This window comes from Rahnella victoriana (genome assembly GCF_004330295.1).
GTDB classification, from domain to species: Bacteria; Pseudomonadota; Gammaproteobacteria; order Enterobacterales; family Enterobacteriaceae; genus Rahnella; species Rahnella victoriana.
Window position 1 is genome coordinate 170,149 of the sequence record NZ_SJOJ01000001.1, and the last position, 17,884, is coordinate 188,032.

Below are 17,884 nucleotides of genomic sequence, written 5' to 3' on the forward strand. Positions count from 1 at the left end.
GCTCGACTACACTTTCCGATAACGATGTCCAGTAACTCTAAACAACAATTATGTTAAGTGATGCTAAACATAACGTCAATACAGTTTCTATGGTTATTGATGATGATCCCACACCGACTTAAATCAGCCCGCAAGAAAGCCAAACTGACGCAGGAAAAATTAGGGGTTTTAGCGGGAATTGATGAGAGCACTGCGCGTTCGCGGGTGTCGCAATATGAAAGCGGCACATACAGCCCGAACTTTGACACCATGTGTCATTTCGCCCGCGTACTGAATGTGCCGGAATGCTATTTTTATATCATTGACGATGCGTTTGCCGAAGACGTTGTGGTGCTTTACGAGGCCTTTAAGGCCGCGAAGAGCTAACGATTTACCGAGACACTTTTGATCTGCGCATACAGCCACTGGCCTGCGCGGATCATCAGCTCATCCCGCGCCCACGGCGTGATACGCGCCCAGATAATGTGATCCGCCATCGCCAGTTTCACTTCGACCTGATTGCTGACATCCAGACATTCCAGCACCTTAGCGGGCAGCACATTTCGGATGCTGCTGTTGTTGGCCGTCGGTTGCAGCACCAGTGACACATCCGTGGCATTCACGCGGATCCGCAGCGCGGTGCCGGGTTCCTCATCCACTTTGCTGATCCACAGGCGCTGATCGCCAATCGCCAGCGCTGTCATTTCATAGCGCGGATGATGTTCGAGCACGCTGACGTTGAGCACACTGCTTTGCTCTTCTTTCGGCAGCCAAGGACGCATGACATTGCTCGCCCAGACCTCTTCCAGCGTGCCCATCGCCAGCACTTTACCCGCATCCAGCACCAGCACTTTTTCCGCCAGACGAAGGATCTCATCCAGACTGTGCGTGACATACAAAATGGGGATGCTGACTTCCAGCGCCAGCCGCTCCAGATACGGCATCAGCTCGCGTTTACGCGGGATATCCAGCGCGGCCAGGGGTTCATCCATCAGCAGGATTTCCGGCGCGGTCAGCAGCGCACGGCCAATCGCCACACGCTGTTTTTCGCCGCCGGACAAGGTGAGCGGAAAGCGATCCAGCAGCGCGCCGATCCCCAGCAAACGCACAATGCTGTCGAACTGACCGCGCATCGACGGCGCCATGCCGTATTGCAGGTTGCCCTTTACCCGGTAATGCGGAAACAGGCGCGCATCCTGAAAAACATAGCCGACACGACGTTTTTCAGGCGGCAGGAAAATGCCGTTTTGCACATCCGATAAAATGCGGCCATTGAGCGTGATATGGCCAGTGTCCGGCATGGTCAGCCCGCCGATGGCATTGATCAGCGAGGTTTTGCCCGCACCGGAAAGACCAAAAATGGCGGTGATCCCCTGCGCCGGTAAGGTCTGCGTGACCTGTAATTCCAGGCTGCCCAGCGTCTGGCTGAAATCGAGTTCAAGCATGTCAGCCTCCCAGCCGGATACGGCTGCGTTTTGCCAGCCAGTCAGAAACCAGTAACGCCGCCAGTGACAGCAGGATCGCCAGCACGCAAAGCCGCGCGGCGGCCCCTTCCGCGCCCGGCGTTTCAATCAGGGTGTACATCGCCAGCGGAATGGTGCGGGTTTCGCCCGGAATATTCGACACAAAGGTAATGGTCGCGCCAAACTCACCGAGCGAACGGGCAAACGCCAGCACCACGCCGACAATCACACCCGGTACGGAAAGCGGCAACGTGATGGTGAAAAACACCCGCCACGGCGATGCGCCCAGCGTACGCGCCGCGAGCTCCAGTTTCGGGTCAACGGCCTCGAGCGACTGGCGGATAGCCCGGACCATCAGCGGAAACGCCACCACCGCCGACGCCAGCACGGCACCGTGCCAGCTAAAACTGAAACTGAAGCCAAACCAGTCGTAGAGCCGCTCGCCGATAAACCCGCGTCGCCCCATCACCACCAGCAGCAAATAGCCAATCACCACCGGCGGTAACACCAGCGGCAGATGGATAATACTGTCGAGCAGGGATTTGCCGGGAAAGCGGCAGCGGACCAGGATCCACGCCATCAGAATACCAAGCGGCAGACTGCAAACAACGGCCAGGCTCGATACTTTCAGACTGAGAAGTACCGCCTGCCACTCATATTCACTCAACATCATGTCGGTTTCTTAATCCTGAATTTATGTGTCGCAGAGATAAAATATCGGCAAAAATTTCGAAGGCTTTAGTTCCCGTCGCAGTATAGAGAATCACAGAGGGGGAAAGAAACACAGAGATGGCGCAGCTCAGGTCCGGGTAACCCGCAAGACCTGAGCTGTTTTCAGCAAAAGCGATGAATTAACCGCGTGGCGTGAAACCGTATTTTTTGAAGATTTCCGCCGCCGCAGGGGTTTTCAGATACTCATAGAAACCGCTGACTGTGGCGTTTTGATGGCCTTTGACAATCGCCATCGGGTATTCCACCGGCTTGTGGCTGGACGCCGGGAAAATACCGACCACTTTCACTTTCTTGCTGGCGACCGCGTCAGAACCGTACACAATCCCGACCGGCGCTTCTTCACGCTCAACCAGTGCCATGGCGGCACGCACGTCACTGGCGCGCGCCAGTTTAGGTTCCAGCGTGGTCCAGGCGCCAAGTTTTTGCAGCGCTTCTTTGGCATAAATCCCGGCCGGAACGTGGTCAGGGTCGCCCACCGCCAGACGGCTGTCGCCAATCAGTTTGGTCCATTCGGTTTTCTCTGAGATATCCACTTTGTCGATTTTGCTGCCAGCCGCAGAAATCAGCACCAGCTCGTTGCCCAGCAAGGTGTAGCGGGTGTTATCCACCATCTGCTGTTTGCTGATGGCGTAATCCATCCATTGCTGATCGGCAGAAATAAACATATCCGCCGGTGCGCCCTGCTCAATCTGGCGCGCCAGCGTGGAGGAAGAGGCGAAGGAAGACACGACCTGCACGCCCTTTTCTTTCTGGTACTGTGTCGCGATATCCTGCAACGCATTGGTCAGTGACGCCGCTGCAAATACGGTGATTTTGTCTGCCGCCTGCGCCTGTACACCCAGCCCTGCCACCAGAACGGTCGCGGTGAATACTTTGCCCCATTGAACTGTCATCGGTTTTCTTCGCCTTATGAAGAGATGTTACGTTATGTAAGCGTTAATATAGCGTGGCAAAAAATGATGTCATCCGTTTTTATGCATCAGGGCGGGAGAACGTGCAGTTTGTTGATCTGAACTAAAAAAAGAAAACCCGGCACAAAGGCCGGGTTCTGTGAATTTGCGTTTTCAGTGGAAACGACTCATTTAGTAATGAGGTTTCTCGCGGGATTCTTTTGAGTGCCCCACGTGGGAGATAAGGTTGAACACTTCGCCCAGTCCCCAGATCAGGCCCAGGATCACCGCGATGAATACCGGTACCATGATGGCAGCGAAAATCAAACTTTCTAATAGTTCTAACATGATAGCCTCACTCGACTGGCTGAATCGCCCGAAGGGCGATGTAGGACTTCCTGTATGAAGTCAAAACGAAAAATCAAACTGTTGCGGATAATAACAGCACGGGACTGTAATTACTTTAGCATTTAGCCAACTTGCCTGCCTGCAGGTTTAGCGGCGACAATAAGGCATGATTCTAATAAGGAAGCTACAATGCAAGCCGAAATTCTGTTAACCCTTAAACTCCAGCAACGTTTATTTGCCGATCCGCGCCGTATCGAATTGCTGCGGCAGGTGCGCCATACCGGTTCGATCAGTCAGGGCGCGAAGCTCGCCAACATCAGCTATAAAAGCGCCTGGGATGCCATCAATGAAATGAACCAGCTCGCCGATCAGACGCTGGTGGAACGCAGTACCGGGGGCAAAGGCGGCGGCGGCGCGGTACTGACCCCTTACGGCGAACGCCTGATCCAGCTGTATGAGTTACTGGCGCAGATCCAGCAAAAAGCCTTTGATGTGCTGAAAGAAGATTCCCTGCCCCTCGACAGTCTGCTGGCGGCCATTTCCCGCTTCTCCCTGCAAACCAGCGCCCGTAATCAGTTTTTCGGCACCGTGGTGGAACGCGGCCACAGCATTGTGCAGCAGCATATCGATATCCTGCTGGCCGACAGCAAAACGCAAATCCGCGCGGCGATTACTGAGCAAAGCGCCGACCGTCTGGCCCTGACGCCGGGCAAAGAGGTGCTGGTACTGATCAAAGCGCCGTGGATCACCCTCGGCTTCACCGCCGAAAATCCGCATAACGCCTTGCAGGGCAATGTGACCAGCATCCAGCGCGGTGAAAACAGCAGCGAAGTGTTGATCAAGCTGCCGAGCAGCGAAACATTGTGTGCGACCGTGGCGAACAGCAGCATCGACAAGCTGGCACTGAAAAGCGGTCAGACCGTTTTTGCCCAGTTTGATGATGACAAAGTGATCATCGCCACGTTGTGCTAAAAAAATATTCAGAATCAGGATCTTGCAAAATCAGCGTTTTCATTTTGCAGATTTGTCAATTGACTTGCAGAGGTGCAGCGCATATCCCTTATTTTATAATCATTTCAAAATGAGAGATAAAAAATGTCGTCGTTGCATATTACGCAAGGTGTTTTCCGCCTCAGCGATACCCGAACCCTCACACTTTCTGATCTGAACATTGAACAGGCCGACAGCTGGGCGTTTGTCGGCTCGAATGGCAGCGGGAAATCCGCGCTGGCTCGCGCGCTGGCAGGCGATCTGACGTTACTGAAAGGCCGCCGCGAGAACAGTTTCTGCCATATCGTGCGCCTCTCATTCGAACAGTTGCAGAAGCTGGTCGCCGATGAATGGCAGCGCAACAACACCGATTTGCTGAGCGAAGGCGAAGACGATACCGGCCGCACCACCGCTGAAATCATTCAGGATGACGTGCGGGATCCGGCGCGCTGTGCCGCCCTTGCGGCGCAGTTTGGTATTGAGAAATTGCTCGACCGCCGCTTCAAATATTTATCCACCGGCGAAACCCGCAAAACCTTGCTGTGTCAGGTGCTGATGCAAAAACCTGATTTGCTGGTGCTGGATGAGCCGTTTGACGGGCTGGACGTCAATGCCCGTGCGCAACTGGCGCAACTGCTGGAAACACTCTCCGGCGAAGGCCAGACGATGGTGCTGGTGCTCAACCGCTTCGACGACATTCCTGCGTTTGTGAAGAATGTCGGCGTGCTGGCCGATTGCACGCTGGCGTCGGTCGGTCCGCGGGAACAGGTGATGGCCGACGCACTGGTCGCGCAACTGGCGCACAGCGAAAGCCTGAATGGCATGGCGGTGCCGGAAGCGGAAGATCCCACCGGGCGCGTCAGCCCGCCCTCCGGCAGCCCGCTGATCGTACTGCGTGACGGCGTGGTGGAATATAACGATAAACCGATCCTGCATCATCTGAGCTGGCAGGTGGATCAGGGCCAGCACTGGCAGATCACCGGTCAGAACGGCGCGGGGAAATCCACCCTGCTGAGCCTGATCACCGGCGATCATGCGCAGGGCTACAGTAATGATCTGACGCTGTTTGGCCGCCGTCGCGGCAGCGGGGAAACCATCTGGGATATCAAACGCCATATCGGCTATGTCAGCAGCAGCCTGCATCTTGATTACCGCGTCAGCACCAGCGTGCGCAATGTCATCACTTCCGGCTTCTTCGATTCCATCGGCATTTATCAGGCGGTGTCCGATCGCCAGCGGTTGCTGACTTCGCAATGGCTGACACTGCTCGGTCTGGGCGGCGATGCCGGGGAATCGCCGTTCCACAGCCTGTCCTGGGGGCAACAGCGTCTGGCGCTGATTGCCCGCGCGCTGGTCAAACATCCGGCGCTGTTGATTCTCGATGAACCTTTGCAGGGGCTGGATCCGATCAACCGCCAGCTGGTGCGCCGTTTTGTCGATATCCTGATTGGCGAAGGTGACACGCAGTTGCTGTTCGTCTCACACCACGCGGAAGATGCGCCGCAGTGCATTACCCATCGTCTGAGCTTTATTCCTGACGGGGAAATCTACCGTTATCAGATCGACGCGCTGTAATCCCTTTCCGGCCTTCCGTCTGCGCAAGGCCGGCTTCACTCCTGAGCCATCAGCGCGGTGACCACGCCCGCCAGCGCCAGGATAATCATCAGGAAATACCCGTGTTCAACGCCTGCCGTTCCGGGCGACATCTTCAACAGCATGATTAACAAAGCCAGTGTGACCAGTGCGCTGAGCTGAAAAACGCCTGCATTAAGTTGTATTTCTTCACGCCGCGTCACGGCCTGAATACTGGCATCTCTGACGTGATATACCAGACCGGCACCCAGCGCGCTGAGCAACATGGCAGGCCATATCACCCACCAGAAAGGCAGCGCGTTCAGGGATAGTGCGATAATCCCCTGCCCGGTGACGAACACGCCAAATCCCGCCAGCAGACATTTATCCGCAGAAAGAGAGCGGGTTATTTTCTTTCCCGTCATATAACCGGCAGGCATCAGCAATACCACCGGGATCCCCGCCATCAGCAGATTCAGTGCCCCAAAACCATAGGCATTTTTCATCAGCCAGAGCATCAGCAGAAAGGCAGGCAGACAGACCACAGCGCCAAATGCACTTGTACACAGGCGAATCATAAAGGCAGACGAGTGACGCGAGGTACGCGGCAACAACGGGTTCGGGTTAAAACGCTCGCTGAGCAGAAAGAGCGTAAAGAAAATGGCGGTCATGCCCGCCAGGGTATGTGTCAGCGGCGTATCCAGCCCGTAATGTCCGACGCCCAGCAGGGTGAGCGCCAGACAGACCGTAAATAAAGTGCCCAGCGTGGATGCCAGCACGGGCAGGCGGGATGTCATGTTCATATTCTTCTCCTCAATCATTCTGTTCCGGTCACAAAGATGAATGAAATTCACCCTTACCGTATTGAGAAAGGAGCTTACACCGCTTATTTTAGGAGATTCAAAGTCATAGATCTCAGCCATGGATGAAAATATCTCATCATGAAAATAATCCGTTTACCGCCACTCGGTTCTCTCAGGGCTTTCGATGCGGTCGCTGCGCAAAGCAGCTTCAAGCGCGCCGCCGAAGACATCGGGGTAACCGCGACGGCGATCAGTCATCAGATCCGGATACTGGAGGAAGCGCTGGGGACGGCGGTGTTTGAGCGCAGTGCCCGCGAAGTCCGGCTGACCGCTGCGGGAAAAATTCTCAGGCAGGCAACGCGGCAGGCCTTCACCGGATTGCAGGCTGCCGTGGAAGAGATCCATCATGCCGGTTTACCGCCTGCACTGTCGCTGACCACCACGTCGAACTTTCTGACGCACTGGCTGGTGCCGCGTCTGGCCGATCTGAAACGGGTCGCGCCGGAAATGGATTTACGACTGCACACCGGCATTGAACTGGTGGATTTAACACGCAATACCGTGGATGTGGCGATCCGCTACAGCGAGACGGCCGATGAACGCCTCGATTCCACGCTGCTGTATCAGGACACTTTTGTGCTGGTCTCCGGCCCCTCACTGGCGCTGAAAACGCCGGAAGACCTGAAATCCGTGACGCTGTTTCATGTAGAAAATCGCCACATTCCGCAGCCCTCTCCCGACTGGGAAAACTGGCGCAGGCATTTTGGTCCGGCGGATCTGAACATCGACAGCGGCTTGCGTTTTACCGACGAGACCCATGCGATCCAGGCGGCGATTGCCGGTCAGGGCGTGGCGATTGTCAGCAATCTGCTGGCGCAGGATTTTATCGCCAAAGGCATTCTTTCCACGCCCTTTCCCCATCATCTTCCCGGTGCAAATTACTCTCTGGTGACCACGCCGGAGAAAAAAGACCGGCCAGATATCGTGACCCTGCGCCGCTGGCTGCTCAGCAATCTGTCGCCCGACACCGGGTTGTAGTCTGAAAAAATTAGCGAAAACCCGGATCCGTATAACGCATCGCCTTCCGTGTAAGCGATTACACAAGCCGGTCATTCCGGCTTCACCGCCGTTGCCGCTGGCTTTCTGAACCGCGCGCGCCCTCTGTCTGGTCGGGTTGAAAGGTGATAAACTGTTTGTGTAAGCGATTCCATTTTATTGGGGATGGATCACCTTTTTCAGCCTTGCAGCGTGATATCGTTGCATCAAGATAATCATCGGGGAGCTATTATGTACGTCTTAGTCACAGGTGGTAGCGGTTACATCGGCAGTCATACTTGCGTTCAATTGATTGATGCAGGCTATACACCCATCATTCTGGATAATCTTCACAACAGTAAAGTCAGCGTGCTGGAACGCATCAATACCCTGACCGGCAAAACGCCGCTGTTCTATGAAGGCGACATCCGCGACCGTGCGCTTCTCGATAAAATTTTCAGCGAACACCACATTCATTCCGTTATTCATTTCGCAGGCTGGAAAGCGGTCGGCGAATCCGTGGCGAAACCGCTGGCTTATTACGACAACAATGTCACCGGCACGCTGGTGCTGATCGAAGCGATGCGCGCGGCGGGCGTGAAAAACCTGATTTTCAGCTCCTCCGCCACGGTATATGGCGATCAGCCCAAAACCCCTTACGTCGAAGATTTCCCGACCGGCAACCCTTCCAGCCCGTACGGCCGCAGCAAACTGATGGTCGAACAAATTCTGGAAGATGTTCAGCGCGCTGAGCCTGAGTGGAGCATCACCTTACTGCGTTACTTCAACCCGGTCGGTGCCCATCCGTCTGGCCTGATGGGTGAAGACCCGCAGGGCGTGCCGAATAACCTGATGCCGTTTATCGCGCAGGTCGCGGTAGGCCGCCGTGAGTCTCTGGCTATTTTTGGCAATGACTACCCGACGCCGGACGGTACCGGTGTGCGCGACTATATCCATGTGGTTGACCTCGCTGACGGCCATCTGGCCGCGATGAAAACCCTGCACAATAAAGCGGGCGTGCATATCTACAACCTGGGCGCGGGCTTCGGTCACAGCGTGCTGGAAGTGGTGAATGCCTTCAGCAAAGCCTGCGGTAAACCGGTGAATTACAAATTTGCGCCACGCCGCGACGGCGATTTACCGGCGTACTGGGCGGATCCGACCAAAGCGGCGAAAGAGCTGAACTGGAAAGTCACCCGCACGCTGGAAGACATGGCCAATGACACCTGGCTGTGGCAGTCGAAAAACCCGCAAGGCTACCCGGACTAAGGCGCACTAAGGAAAGTTTATGACCACGTTTAACCCGATTGATCACCCACATCGCCGTTACAATCCGCTGACCGATCAGTGGATTTTAGTCAGCCCGCACCGGGCCAAACGCCCGTGGCAGGGTCAGCAGGAAGCGGTTTCTCAGGAAATCCTGCCTGCGCATGACCCGGACTGTTTCCTGTGTCCGGGCAATACGCGCGTGACCGGCGATGTGAACCCGAAATACACCGGCACCTTCGTATTTACCAATGATTATGCGGCGCTGATGCCGGATACGCCGTTTGCGCCGGAAAGCGACGATCCGCTGATGCGTGTGCAGAGCGCACGTGGCACCAGCCGCGTGATCTGCTTCTCGCCGGATCACAGCAAAACCCTGCCACAACTGTCGGTTGAGGCGCTGACGGAAATCGTCAGAACCTGGCAGGAGCAAAGCGCGGATCTGGCAAAAACCTATCCGTGGGTACAGGTTTTCGAGAATAAAGGCGCGGCGATGGGATGCTCTAACCCGCATCCGCACGGGCAGATCTGGGCCAACAGTTTCCTGCCAAACGAAGCCGAACGGGAAGACCGTCTGCAACGCGCGTATCTGCAACAACAGGGTTCGCCGATGCTGGTGGACTATGTGCAGCGCGAACTGGCTGACGGCAGCCGTACGGTGGTGGAAACCGAACACTGGCTGGCCGTCGTCCCTTACTGGGCGGCATGGCCGTTCGAAACCCTGCTGCTGCCGAAAGTGCACGTTAAACGCATCACTGAGCTTTCCGATGAACAGCGCGGTGATCTGGCCCTGGCGCTGAAAAAACTGACCAGCCGCTACGACAATCTGTTCCAGTGCTCCTTCCCGTATTCCATGGGCTGGCACGGTGCGCCATTTACTGAAGGCGACAACGAACACTGGCAGTTGCATGCCCATTTCTATCCCCCGTTGCTGCGTTCAGCCACGGTACGCAAATTCATGGTCGGCTACGAAATGCTGGCTGAGACGCAACGCGACCTGACGGCGGAACAAGCCGCTGAACGTCTGCGGGCGGTAAGTGATGTCCATTATCGTGAGGCCGGAGAAAAATAATGAAACTGAAAACCAAAACCCTGGAAATCTTCGCCGATAAATTCGGCTACCCTGCGACCATTACCATCAAGGCGCCGGGTCGCGTGAACCTGATTGGCGAACATACCGATTATAACGACGGTTTTGTGCTGCCCTGCGCCATCGATTATGAAACGGTGATCGCCTGCGCCCAGCGTAATGACCGCACGATCCGCGTGATCGCCGCCGATTACGACAACGACGAAGACAGCTTCTCGCTCGATGAACCGATCCTGCACAGCGATGCGCACCCGTGGGCCAACTATGTGCGCGGCGTGGTAAAGCATCTGATGCTGCGCAACAAAGATTTCTCCGGCGCTGATATGGTGATCAGCGGCAACGTGCCGCAGGGCGCGGGTCTGAGTTCTTCTGCCTCGCTGGAAGTGGCCGTCGGTCAGGCATTGAAATCGTTATACGATCTGCCGCTGGATGGCGTGGCGCTGGCGCTGAACGGTCAGGAAGCAGAGAACCAGTTTGTCGGCTGTAACTGCGGCATCATGGATCAGCTGATTTCCGCGCTCGGTAAGGAAAATCACTCCCTGCTGATCGACTGCCGTTCACTGGAAACCCGCGCGGTCTCTATGCCGACAAACGCGGCGGTGGTGATCATCAACTCCAACGTGAAACGCGGTCTGGTGGACAGCGAATACAACGCCCGTCGCGAACAGTGCGAAGTGGCGGCCCGTTTCTTCGGCGTGAAAGCGCTGCGTGACGTCGATCCTGCCCTGTTCTTCTCCATTCAGGATGAACTGGATCCGGTGGTTGCCCGCCGTGCGCGTCACGTGATCACTGAAAACGACCGTACGCTGGCAGCAGCAGATGCCCTGGCCAGCGGTGACCTGAAACGCATGGGCGAACTGATGGCGGAATCTCACGCGTCAATGCGTGATGATTTTGAAATCACCGTGCCGCAAATCGACAAGCTGGTTGAAATCGTCAAAGAAGTGATTGGCGATAAAGGCGGCGTGCGCATGACCGGCGGCGGCTTCGGCGGTTGCATCGTGGCGCTGGTACCGGAAGACATGGTGGATAAAGTCCGTCATGCGGTGGAACAGCAATATCAGGCGCACAGCGGCCTGAAAGAAACCTTCTACGTTTGCACCGCTTCACAAGGAGCAGGCATATGTTAAAACCTGAAAACACACAGCTGGCGCCCGATGGCCAGCCGTTTGAACAGGTGACGCTACAGAATGCGGCCGGTGCCACCGCCACATTCATGGACTGGGGCGCGACCTGGTTATCCTTCACCCTGCCGCTGGCGGATGGCACGACACGCGAGTTGCTGCTCGGCTGTCAGTCCCCGCAGGAATACATGAACCAGAGCGCGTATCTCGGCGCGACCGTGGGACGTTACGCCAACCGTATCGCCCGCGCGCAGTTTGATATCGACGGCAAACCGCATCTGGTGGTCGCGAATCAGGGCGTTCATCAGCTTCATGGCGGGCCGGAAGGTTTCCATGCGCGCCGCTGGACGATTCTGGAACAGACCGCGCAGAAGCTGACGTTCCAGCTGTTTTCGGCCGACGGCGATCAGGGTTATCCGGGCAATATGACCGCGAAGGTGCATTACCAGCTGACGGACGATAACCGTCTGGAAATTCGTTACGAAGCCACCGTGGATAAGCTGTGTCCGGTCAATCTGACCAATCATGCCTATTTCAATCTCGACGGCGAAGGCACCGATGCGCGCCAGCACAAGCTGCAACTGTTCGCTGACCGCTTCCTGCCGGTCGACAGTGACGGCATTCCCTGTGCGGATCCGACCCCGGTTGAAAACACCGGCATGAATTTCAACGCGGCAAAAACGCTGGCGAAGGATTTCCTCAAGGATCGCGATCAGCAGCGGGTGAAAGGCTATGATCACGCCTACCTGCTGAACCGCACCTGCAATACCGGCACGAATCCGGCGGCGCATTTGTGGTCCGCTGACGGCAAAGTCAAAATGACCATGTTCACCTCCGCGCCCGCCGTACAGCTCTATAGCGGCAATTTCCTCGGCGGCACACCGAACCGCAGCGGCGGCGAATATGCCAGCTACAGCGGCGTGGCGCTGGAAAGTGAATTCCTGCCAGACAGCCCGAACCACGCGACCTGGCCACAGCCCAGCTGCTGGATAAAACCGGGACAGGCGTATAAATCCGCCACCACCTATCAGTTCTTCGCGCTGTAATTTGCTCAGGACAGGGTCGCCCGGCCCTGTCTTCCTCTGTTCCGACTTGTGCGAATTTGTGACTCACGGCGCATCTGACCCGGCACATTTTCAGCTAAAGGCATTTCCCGCATCTACGCTTAGAGAGTGTCCTGCGTAAAAGGACGTTTAATAAGGAGTTCGTTATGCGTTTACCTGTTGTGTTATCCCTGCTGGCCACATTGTGCGCGGCGGGTTCCGCGCTGGCGGCCGACCCGGTGAAAGTCCCTTCCCCTGCTCAGACTGAGCAACGCCAAAAGATGACCGACTGTAATCAGCAGGCCACCACGCAGTCGCTGAAAGGCGATGAGCGAAAAAAATTCATGAGTAACTGCCTTAAAGCAGAGGCAAAAACGGACGATAAACTGAATCCGCAACAGCAGAAGATGAAAACCTGTAACGCAGACGCGGCGAAACAAGATCTGAAGGGCGATGCCCGTAAAACCTTCATGAGCACCTGCCTGAAAAAAGCCAGCTGATCCCCCGGTCTGGTGGATAAAACGCGCTGTCCGGCGAACGGTCTGCGCGTTTTGTTTTACATCGCCGCAGCAAATTCGTTATGTTTAATACAAACGGACTCCCGCGAAGCCTTCCTGACGTAGTTTCAGATTGCTGAGTGGGACGCCCAGACCCTATAATGATAACTGTTATCATTGAAAATTCAGTTAACTGAGGAGTTTAGCTATGGCTGTAACCAAGCTGGTGCTGGTAAGACACGGTGAAAGTGAGTGGAACAAAGAAAACCGTTTTACCGGTTGGCATGATGTTGACTTGTCCGAGAAAGGCCGCACTGAAGCAAAAGCTGCGGGTCAGCTGCTGAAAGACGAAGGCTTCCAATTTGATTTCGCTTACACCTCCGTGCTGAAACGCGCCATCCATACTCTGTGGAACGTTTTGGACGAACTGAACCAGCCATGGCTGCCGGTTGAGAAATCCTGGAAACTGAACGAACGTCACTACGGTGCGTTACAGGGTCTGGATAAAGCTGAAACCGCACAGAAATACGGTGACGAGCAAGTTAAACAATGGCGTCGTGGTTTTGCTGTGACACCACCAGAACTGGATCGCGCTGACGAACGTTTCCCGGGCCACGATCCGCGTTACGCTAAACTGACGGCTGCAGAACTGCCAACGACAGAAAGCCTGGCGCTGACCATTGACCGCGTTATCCCTTACTGGACTGACGTGATCAAACCACGCATCGCCAGCGGCGAGCGCGTCATCATCGCGGCACACGGTAACTCCCTGCGTGCACTGGTTAAATATCTTGATAACCTGAGCGAAGAAGAAATTCTGGAACTGAACATCCCTACCGGTGTTCCGCTGGTTTACGAATTCGACGAAAACTACAAACCCCTTAAACGTTACTATCTGGGTAATGCCGACGAAATCGCAGCGAAAGCCGCGGCCGTGGCAAACCAGGGTAAAGCGAAGTAATTTCGCGTTTTCTGCATGAAGCAGAAAGAGTTGAAGTTGAATAGGCACGCGAAAGCGTGCCTTTTTTGTCTCTGGACCTGAGGAGAAACCGATGCCCGTCAGACTCGCGTCGCCAGATGAAGCAGAAATACTTTGGGAAATAAGAAATCAGGCTATCCGCCACGGATGTAAAAATACCTATGGCGCAGACATTGTAATGGCGTGGACGCCCGAACAGATGCCTGCCGGATACCGCAAAGCTATTGCGGAGAATCCTTTTTTTGTCGCACAGGTGCACGGGCTGGACACACCCGTGGCAACAGGATTTCTGGATCTGAAAAATGGCAGTGTGGAAGCGATTTTTACGCTGCCAGAATACGAAGGGAAAGGTCTTGCCACCCAAATTCTTGCTGCCATAAAAGCAGAAGCGAAGTCGAGAGGATTCACAGCACTTACTCTGGCGTCTACGCCGAATGCCTTTGAGTTTTATAAGAAGAATGGATTCTGTCTGGTTAAAGAGAGTCTTTATCGCTCTGAGATGGCGAATGCTGATTTGCGTTGTATGGATATGCGCTGCGAACTGTGAGTCATTTTGCCCTTTTTCACCAAAGAAAAAGCCCCGCATAAACGGGGCTTCTGTACGCAGGGGGATGCGAAACTATTTAACCGCGGCGTGCTTTTACCGCACCTGCCAGGCTGCGCAGCAGCACTTCGGTATCTTCCCAGCCGATGCAGGCATCGGTCACGCTCTGGCCGTAAACCAGCGGCTCGCCGCTGTCGAGGCTCTGATTACCTTCCACCAGATGGCTTTCCACCATCACGCCCATGATGGATTGTTCGCCGCCAGCGACCTGACCGCAGACATCTTCACACACTTCCATCTGCTTTTTGAATTGCTTGCTGCTGTTGGCATGGCTGAAATCGATCATGATACGGGCTGGCAGGCCGCCTTTCTTCAGGCCTTCTTTCACTTCCTGCACATCCTGAGCACTGTAGTTTGGCTTTTTACCGCCACGCAGAATGATATGGCAGTCGTTGTTCCCGCTGGTGTTCACGATCGCGGAGTGACCCCATTTGGTGACAGACAGGAAGCAGTGCGGTGCGCCTGCGGCGTTGATGGCATCGATAGCTACTTTGATGGTGCCGTCAGTGCCGTTTTTGAAGCCCACCGGACAGGACAAACCGGAAGACAGCTCACGGTGAACCTGAGATTCTGTGGTACGCGCGCCGATTGCGCCCCAGCTCATTAAATCCGCCAGATATTGTGGCGTGATCATGTCCAGGAACTCGCCTGCAGCAGGCAGACCGGTGTCATTAATATCCAGTAACAGTTTGCGGGCAATGCGTAAACCGTCGTTAATCTGGTAGCTGTTGTTCATGTGCGGGTCATTGATCAGCCCCTTCCAGCCCACCGTGGTACGCGGTTTTTCAAAGTAAACGCGCATAACCACTTCCAGCTCGCCCTGCAATTCTTCACGCATTTTCAGCAGACGGGCGGCGTATTCTTTCGCGGCTTTCGGATCGTTAATAGAACAAGGGCCAATAACAACCAGCAGACGATCATCGTTTCCTTTCAGGATCTTATGGATGGCATTACGCGCCTGAGAGACTGTTTTTGCCGCTTTGTCAGTGGCGGGGAATTTTTCCAGAAGGGCAACCGGCGGTAATAGTTCTTTAATTTCTTTGATGCGCAAATCGTCGTTTTGATAATTCATAACTGTTCCATTCGGGTGTTCATAAGAGACAAAGCGAAACGCTGACCGCGTTCAATCTAGCCGTATTGCATGACGGTGTAAACCTGCTTTTACACTTCCGAATAGTCTCAATTTGATTTAGCACATGAATTGTTTAGCTAGTCTTTTATCAGACACATGAAAAACGACCACGGACCTTTCTGCAACAATGGAGATGAAATTATGAAAAAGCTCGCAATCATGTTACTGACCGCAACCATGGCGCTGACCACCGGTGCTGCTTTTGCTGCCGGTGAAACATCTGCCTCCGATAACAACGGCCAGGCGAATCAGTCGAATTCCCCGGGTTCAATTCAGAAAATTGCGCCTAAAAACGTGGATAACGACCAGATTAATAACACCAATAAACCTGCCGATGAGGTGAATACCCAGACGGATACCACCAAACATCATATGAGCAAAACGCAGGAACATGAGAAAACCATGTGCAAAGACGGACGCTGTCCAAACCAGACGCCGGGGACTTCCGAGTCTAAAGCCACCGGTAACTAAGCCCGTCATAAACTGCTCATTCAGGAGGAACTTCGGTTCCTCCTTCACGTTTACGCCCCTTCTTGCAACGCCTCCTGATTACGCTATTGTGATCTTCTCTGTTCATCATTCTTGTGAATATAACTATGTCTTCTACCCTGTTACCGCAGGATAAAAACAGCCGCCGGCTGCTGCTGGCCTTCCTTGTGACGGTCATTTTTATGGTTGCGGAAGTAATTGGCGGGCTGATCTCCGGCTCGCTCGCCCTGCTGGCCGATGCCGGGCATATGCTCACCGACGCCGCAGCGTTGCTGGTTGCGCTGCTGGCGGTGCGTTTCGCGAAACGTAAACCCAACTCGCGGCATACCTTTGGTTATCTGCGTCTGACCACCCTGGCGGCATTTGTTAACGCCACGGCATTGCTGGTCATCGTGGTGCTGATTGTCTGGGAAGCCATCGCCCGTTTCGTCAATCCGCAGCCCGTCATGGGCACCACCATGCTGGTGATCGCCATCGCCGGTCTGTTTGCCAATATTCTGGCGTTCTGGCTGCTGCATCAGGGTGAAGAAAAAGCCAATATCAACGTGCGCGCCGCCGCCTTACATGTGCTTGGCGATTTGCTGGGTTCGATCGGTGCCGTCGCTGCCGCGCTGATTATCATGAACACCGGCTGGACACCCATCGACCCGATTTTGTCGGTACTGGTTTCCTGTCTCGTCCTGACCAATGCCTGGCGGTTGCTGCGGGAGAGCTTCCACGAGTTGCTGGAAGGCACGCCGGAGGAAATTGATATCGATAAACTGCGCCGCGATTTATCCATGAGCATTCCGGAGGTGCGCAACGTACATCATGTGCATGTCTGGCAGATTGGCGAGCAACGGTTGATGACCCTGCATGTGCAGGTGATACCGCCTCACGATCACGACGCGCTGCTGGAACGCATCCGGCATCATCTGCTGGAGAAATGCCGTATCGGGCACGCGACCATTCAGATGGAATATGGCAGGTGTGAAGCGCCGGATTGCGGCATCAATGATGTGCCCGTCGTCAGCGCAGGTCATGATCATCACGGCCACAGCCACGCGCACCATCATCACTGATCGCGCCGCCAGCGGCAGAAAGCAAAACGCCTCCGTCACGGAGGCGTTTTTGTCAGCGCAGCATCACACTGTTTGTAGCGGCCGCGAGCCATTTTGCTTCGCGCTTTTGATCCACAGCCAGGAGCCGTTCAGCGCAATCAGCGTCAGCAGGACATATTCCAGCGCCATTGCATAAACGCCCTGATAGGCAAAGATCGCCACACTGATCACATCGATGATGACCCACAACAGCCAGTTCTCGACGTATTTACGGGTCATCAGCAGCATGGCGACAATCGACAGCACCATCATTGAGGAATCCCAGAACGGGAAAGCATCAGGCTGAAGTGCCGGCATCTGCACAGACAGGCCAAGCGCCTGCATCAGATTGACTGCCAGCAGCGTCAGCGCGGCAAAAACGCGGTCAATGTTAAATGTCATCAGCAGAATGCCCGCGATACACACCACGCCCCATACCAGCGCTTTCGTGCGCGGTAACCAGCGGATTTGCAACTCAGCCTGCTGATCGGCCGTCTGTCGGCTCCATGCGTACCAGCCATAAATATTGGCGGCAAAGAAAAAGACCTGCAGCAGCAAACTGGCGTAAAGCTGGATCTGGAAAAAGATAACCGCAAACAGCGTGACGTTGATCAGACCGAAAGGATAGTTGATCAGTTTCTCTTTGCTGGCGAACCAGATACACAGCAAGCCAAATATCGTGCCGACGGCTTCAATCCATGACAGATCGTATCCGCCTTTTCCAATCGGAATATGAACCAGAATGTTGCCGGTACTGAAAAAATCCATC

20 protein-coding genes are annotated in these 17,884 nt (G+C 55.0%); 13 read left to right on the forward strand and 7 right to left on the reverse strand.

Annotated features, from left to right (window positions below):
* The first annotated feature begins 102 nt into the window (after positions 1-102).
* A complete protein-coding gene (locus EYY67_RS00825) occupies positions 103-366 on the forward strand; it encodes a helix-turn-helix domain-containing protein (RefSeq protein WP_095921233.1) in 264 nt (87 codons plus the stop codon).
* Here EYY67_RS00825 and modC read toward each other — a convergent pair.
* From modC to EYY67_RS00845, 4 genes are all read right to left on the reverse strand, one after another.
* The gene (modC, locus tag EYY67_RS00830; RefSeq protein WP_131692620.1) at positions 363-1,424 is read right to left on the reverse strand and encodes a molybdenum ABC transporter ATP-binding protein ModC; all 1,062 of its coding nucleotides are present in this window, start codon (positions 1,422-1,424) and stop codon (positions 363-365) included. The genes EYY67_RS00825 and modC overlap by 4 nt on opposite strands.
* A gap of 1 nt (position 1,425) precedes the next feature.
* A complete protein-coding gene (modB, locus tag EYY67_RS00835; RefSeq protein ID WP_095921231.1) occupies positions 1,426-2,115 on the reverse strand; it encodes a molybdate ABC transporter permease subunit in 690 nt (229 codons plus the stop codon).
* A 178-nt stretch (positions 2,116-2,293) separates the two neighbouring features.
* Positions 2,294-3,067 (reverse strand): molybdate ABC transporter substrate-binding protein, encoded by a 774-nt coding sequence (gene modA, locus EYY67_RS00840; RefSeq protein WP_095921230.1) that lies wholly within the window; start codon positions 3,065-3,067, stop codon positions 2,294-2,296.
* A gap of 189 nt (positions 3,068-3,256) precedes the next feature.
* Positions 3,257-3,412, reverse strand: coding sequence for an AcrZ family multidrug efflux pump-associated protein (locus EYY67_RS00845; RefSeq protein WP_015698087.1), 156 nt, complete (start codon positions 3,410-3,412; stop codon positions 3,257-3,259).
* Between the two features lie 189 nt (positions 3,413-3,601).
* Between EYY67_RS00845 and modE the strand changes: the two genes are divergently transcribed.
* Entirely contained in the window at positions 3,602-4,384 is a 783-nt protein-coding gene (gene modE / locus EYY67_RS00850; RefSeq protein ID WP_131692621.1) for a molybdenum-dependent transcriptional regulator, read from the forward strand.
* Positions 4,385-4,507: 123 nt separating this feature from the next.
* Positions 4,508-5,977, forward strand: a complete 1,470-nt coding sequence (gene modF, locus EYY67_RS00855; protein ID WP_131692622.1) for a molybdate ABC transporter ATP-binding protein ModF — start codon at positions 4,508-4,510, stop codon at positions 5,975-5,977.
* A gap of 35 nt (positions 5,978-6,012) precedes the next feature.
* Here the strand turns inward: modF and EYY67_RS00860 are convergent, their stop codons facing one another.
* Positions 6,013-6,777: a hypothetical protein gene (locus EYY67_RS00860; protein WP_131692623.1), complete on the reverse strand. Its 765-nt coding sequence runs from the start codon at positions 6,775-6,777 to the stop codon at positions 6,013-6,015.
* Positions 6,778-6,915: 138 nt separating this feature from the next.
* Between EYY67_RS00860 and EYY67_RS00865 the strand changes: the two genes are divergently transcribed.
* From EYY67_RS00865 to EYY67_RS00900, 8 genes are all read left to right on the forward strand, one after another.
* A complete protein-coding gene (locus EYY67_RS00865; RefSeq protein ID WP_131692624.1) occupies positions 6,916-7,815 on the forward strand; it encodes a LysR substrate-binding domain-containing protein in 900 nt (299 codons plus the stop codon).
* A gap of 249 nt (positions 7,816-8,064) precedes the next feature.
* A complete protein-coding gene (gene galE, locus EYY67_RS00870; protein ID WP_095921227.1) occupies positions 8,065-9,081 on the forward strand; it encodes a UDP-glucose 4-epimerase GalE in 1,017 nt (338 codons plus the stop codon).
* A gap of 19 nt (positions 9,082-9,100) precedes the next feature.
* The gene (gene galT / locus EYY67_RS00875; protein ID WP_095921226.1) at positions 9,101-10,150 is read left to right on the forward strand and encodes a galactose-1-phosphate uridylyltransferase; all 1,050 of its coding nucleotides are present in this window, start codon (positions 9,101-9,103) and stop codon (positions 10,148-10,150) included.
* Entirely contained in the window at positions 10,147-11,298 is a 1,152-nt protein-coding gene (gene galK / locus EYY67_RS00880) for a galactokinase (protein ID WP_195817016.1), read from the forward strand. Before galT ends, galK begins: the two co-directional genes overlap by 4 nt.
* On the forward strand, positions 11,292-12,338 hold the full coding sequence (gene galM / locus EYY67_RS00885) for a galactose-1-epimerase (protein WP_119826588.1): 1,047 nt from the start codon (positions 11,292-11,294) through the stop codon (positions 12,336-12,338). Before galK ends, galM begins: the two co-directional genes overlap by 7 nt.
* A gap of 164 nt (positions 12,339-12,502) precedes the next feature.
* Positions 12,503-12,835, forward strand: a complete 333-nt coding sequence (locus tag EYY67_RS00890) for a PsiF family protein (RefSeq protein ID WP_095921223.1) — start codon at positions 12,503-12,505, stop codon at positions 12,833-12,835.
* 205 nt (positions 12,836-13,040) lie between these two features.
* On the forward strand, positions 13,041-13,793 hold the full coding sequence (gpmA, locus tag EYY67_RS00895) for a 2,3-diphosphoglycerate-dependent phosphoglycerate mutase (RefSeq protein WP_095921222.1): 753 nt from the start codon (positions 13,041-13,043) through the stop codon (positions 13,791-13,793).
* 91 nt (positions 13,794-13,884) lie between these two features.
* Positions 13,885-14,358, forward strand: coding sequence for a GNAT family N-acetyltransferase (locus tag EYY67_RS00900; protein ID WP_095921221.1), 474 nt, complete (start codon positions 13,885-13,887; stop codon positions 14,356-14,358).
* Positions 14,359-14,434: 76 nt separating this feature from the next.
* Here the strand turns inward: EYY67_RS00900 and aroG are convergent, their stop codons facing one another.
* Positions 14,435-15,487, reverse strand: coding sequence for a 3-deoxy-7-phosphoheptulonate synthase AroG (aroG, locus tag EYY67_RS00905; RefSeq protein WP_095921220.1), 1,053 nt, complete (start codon positions 15,485-15,487; stop codon positions 14,435-14,437).
* A 201-nt stretch (positions 15,488-15,688) separates the two neighbouring features.
* On the opposite strand from aroG, the gene EYY67_RS00910 reads away from it, so the two are divergent.
* Both EYY67_RS00910 and zitB read left to right on the forward strand, forming a co-directional pair.
* The gene (locus EYY67_RS00910) at positions 15,689-16,018 is read left to right on the forward strand and encodes a protein YbgS (RefSeq protein ID WP_095921219.1); all 330 of its coding nucleotides are present in this window, start codon (positions 15,689-15,691) and stop codon (positions 16,016-16,018) included.
* A 125-nt stretch (positions 16,019-16,143) separates the two neighbouring features.
* On the forward strand, positions 16,144-17,097 hold the full coding sequence (gene zitB / locus EYY67_RS00915; RefSeq protein WP_131692625.1) for a CDF family zinc transporter ZitB: 954 nt from the start codon (positions 16,144-16,146) through the stop codon (positions 17,095-17,097).
* A 63-nt stretch (positions 17,098-17,160) separates the two neighbouring features.
* Here the strand turns inward: zitB and pnuC are convergent, their stop codons facing one another.
* A complete protein-coding gene (gene pnuC, locus EYY67_RS00920) occupies positions 17,161-17,883 on the reverse strand; it encodes a nicotinamide riboside transporter PnuC (protein ID WP_095925087.1) in 723 nt (240 codons plus the stop codon).
* Position 17,884: the final 1 nt, after the last annotated feature.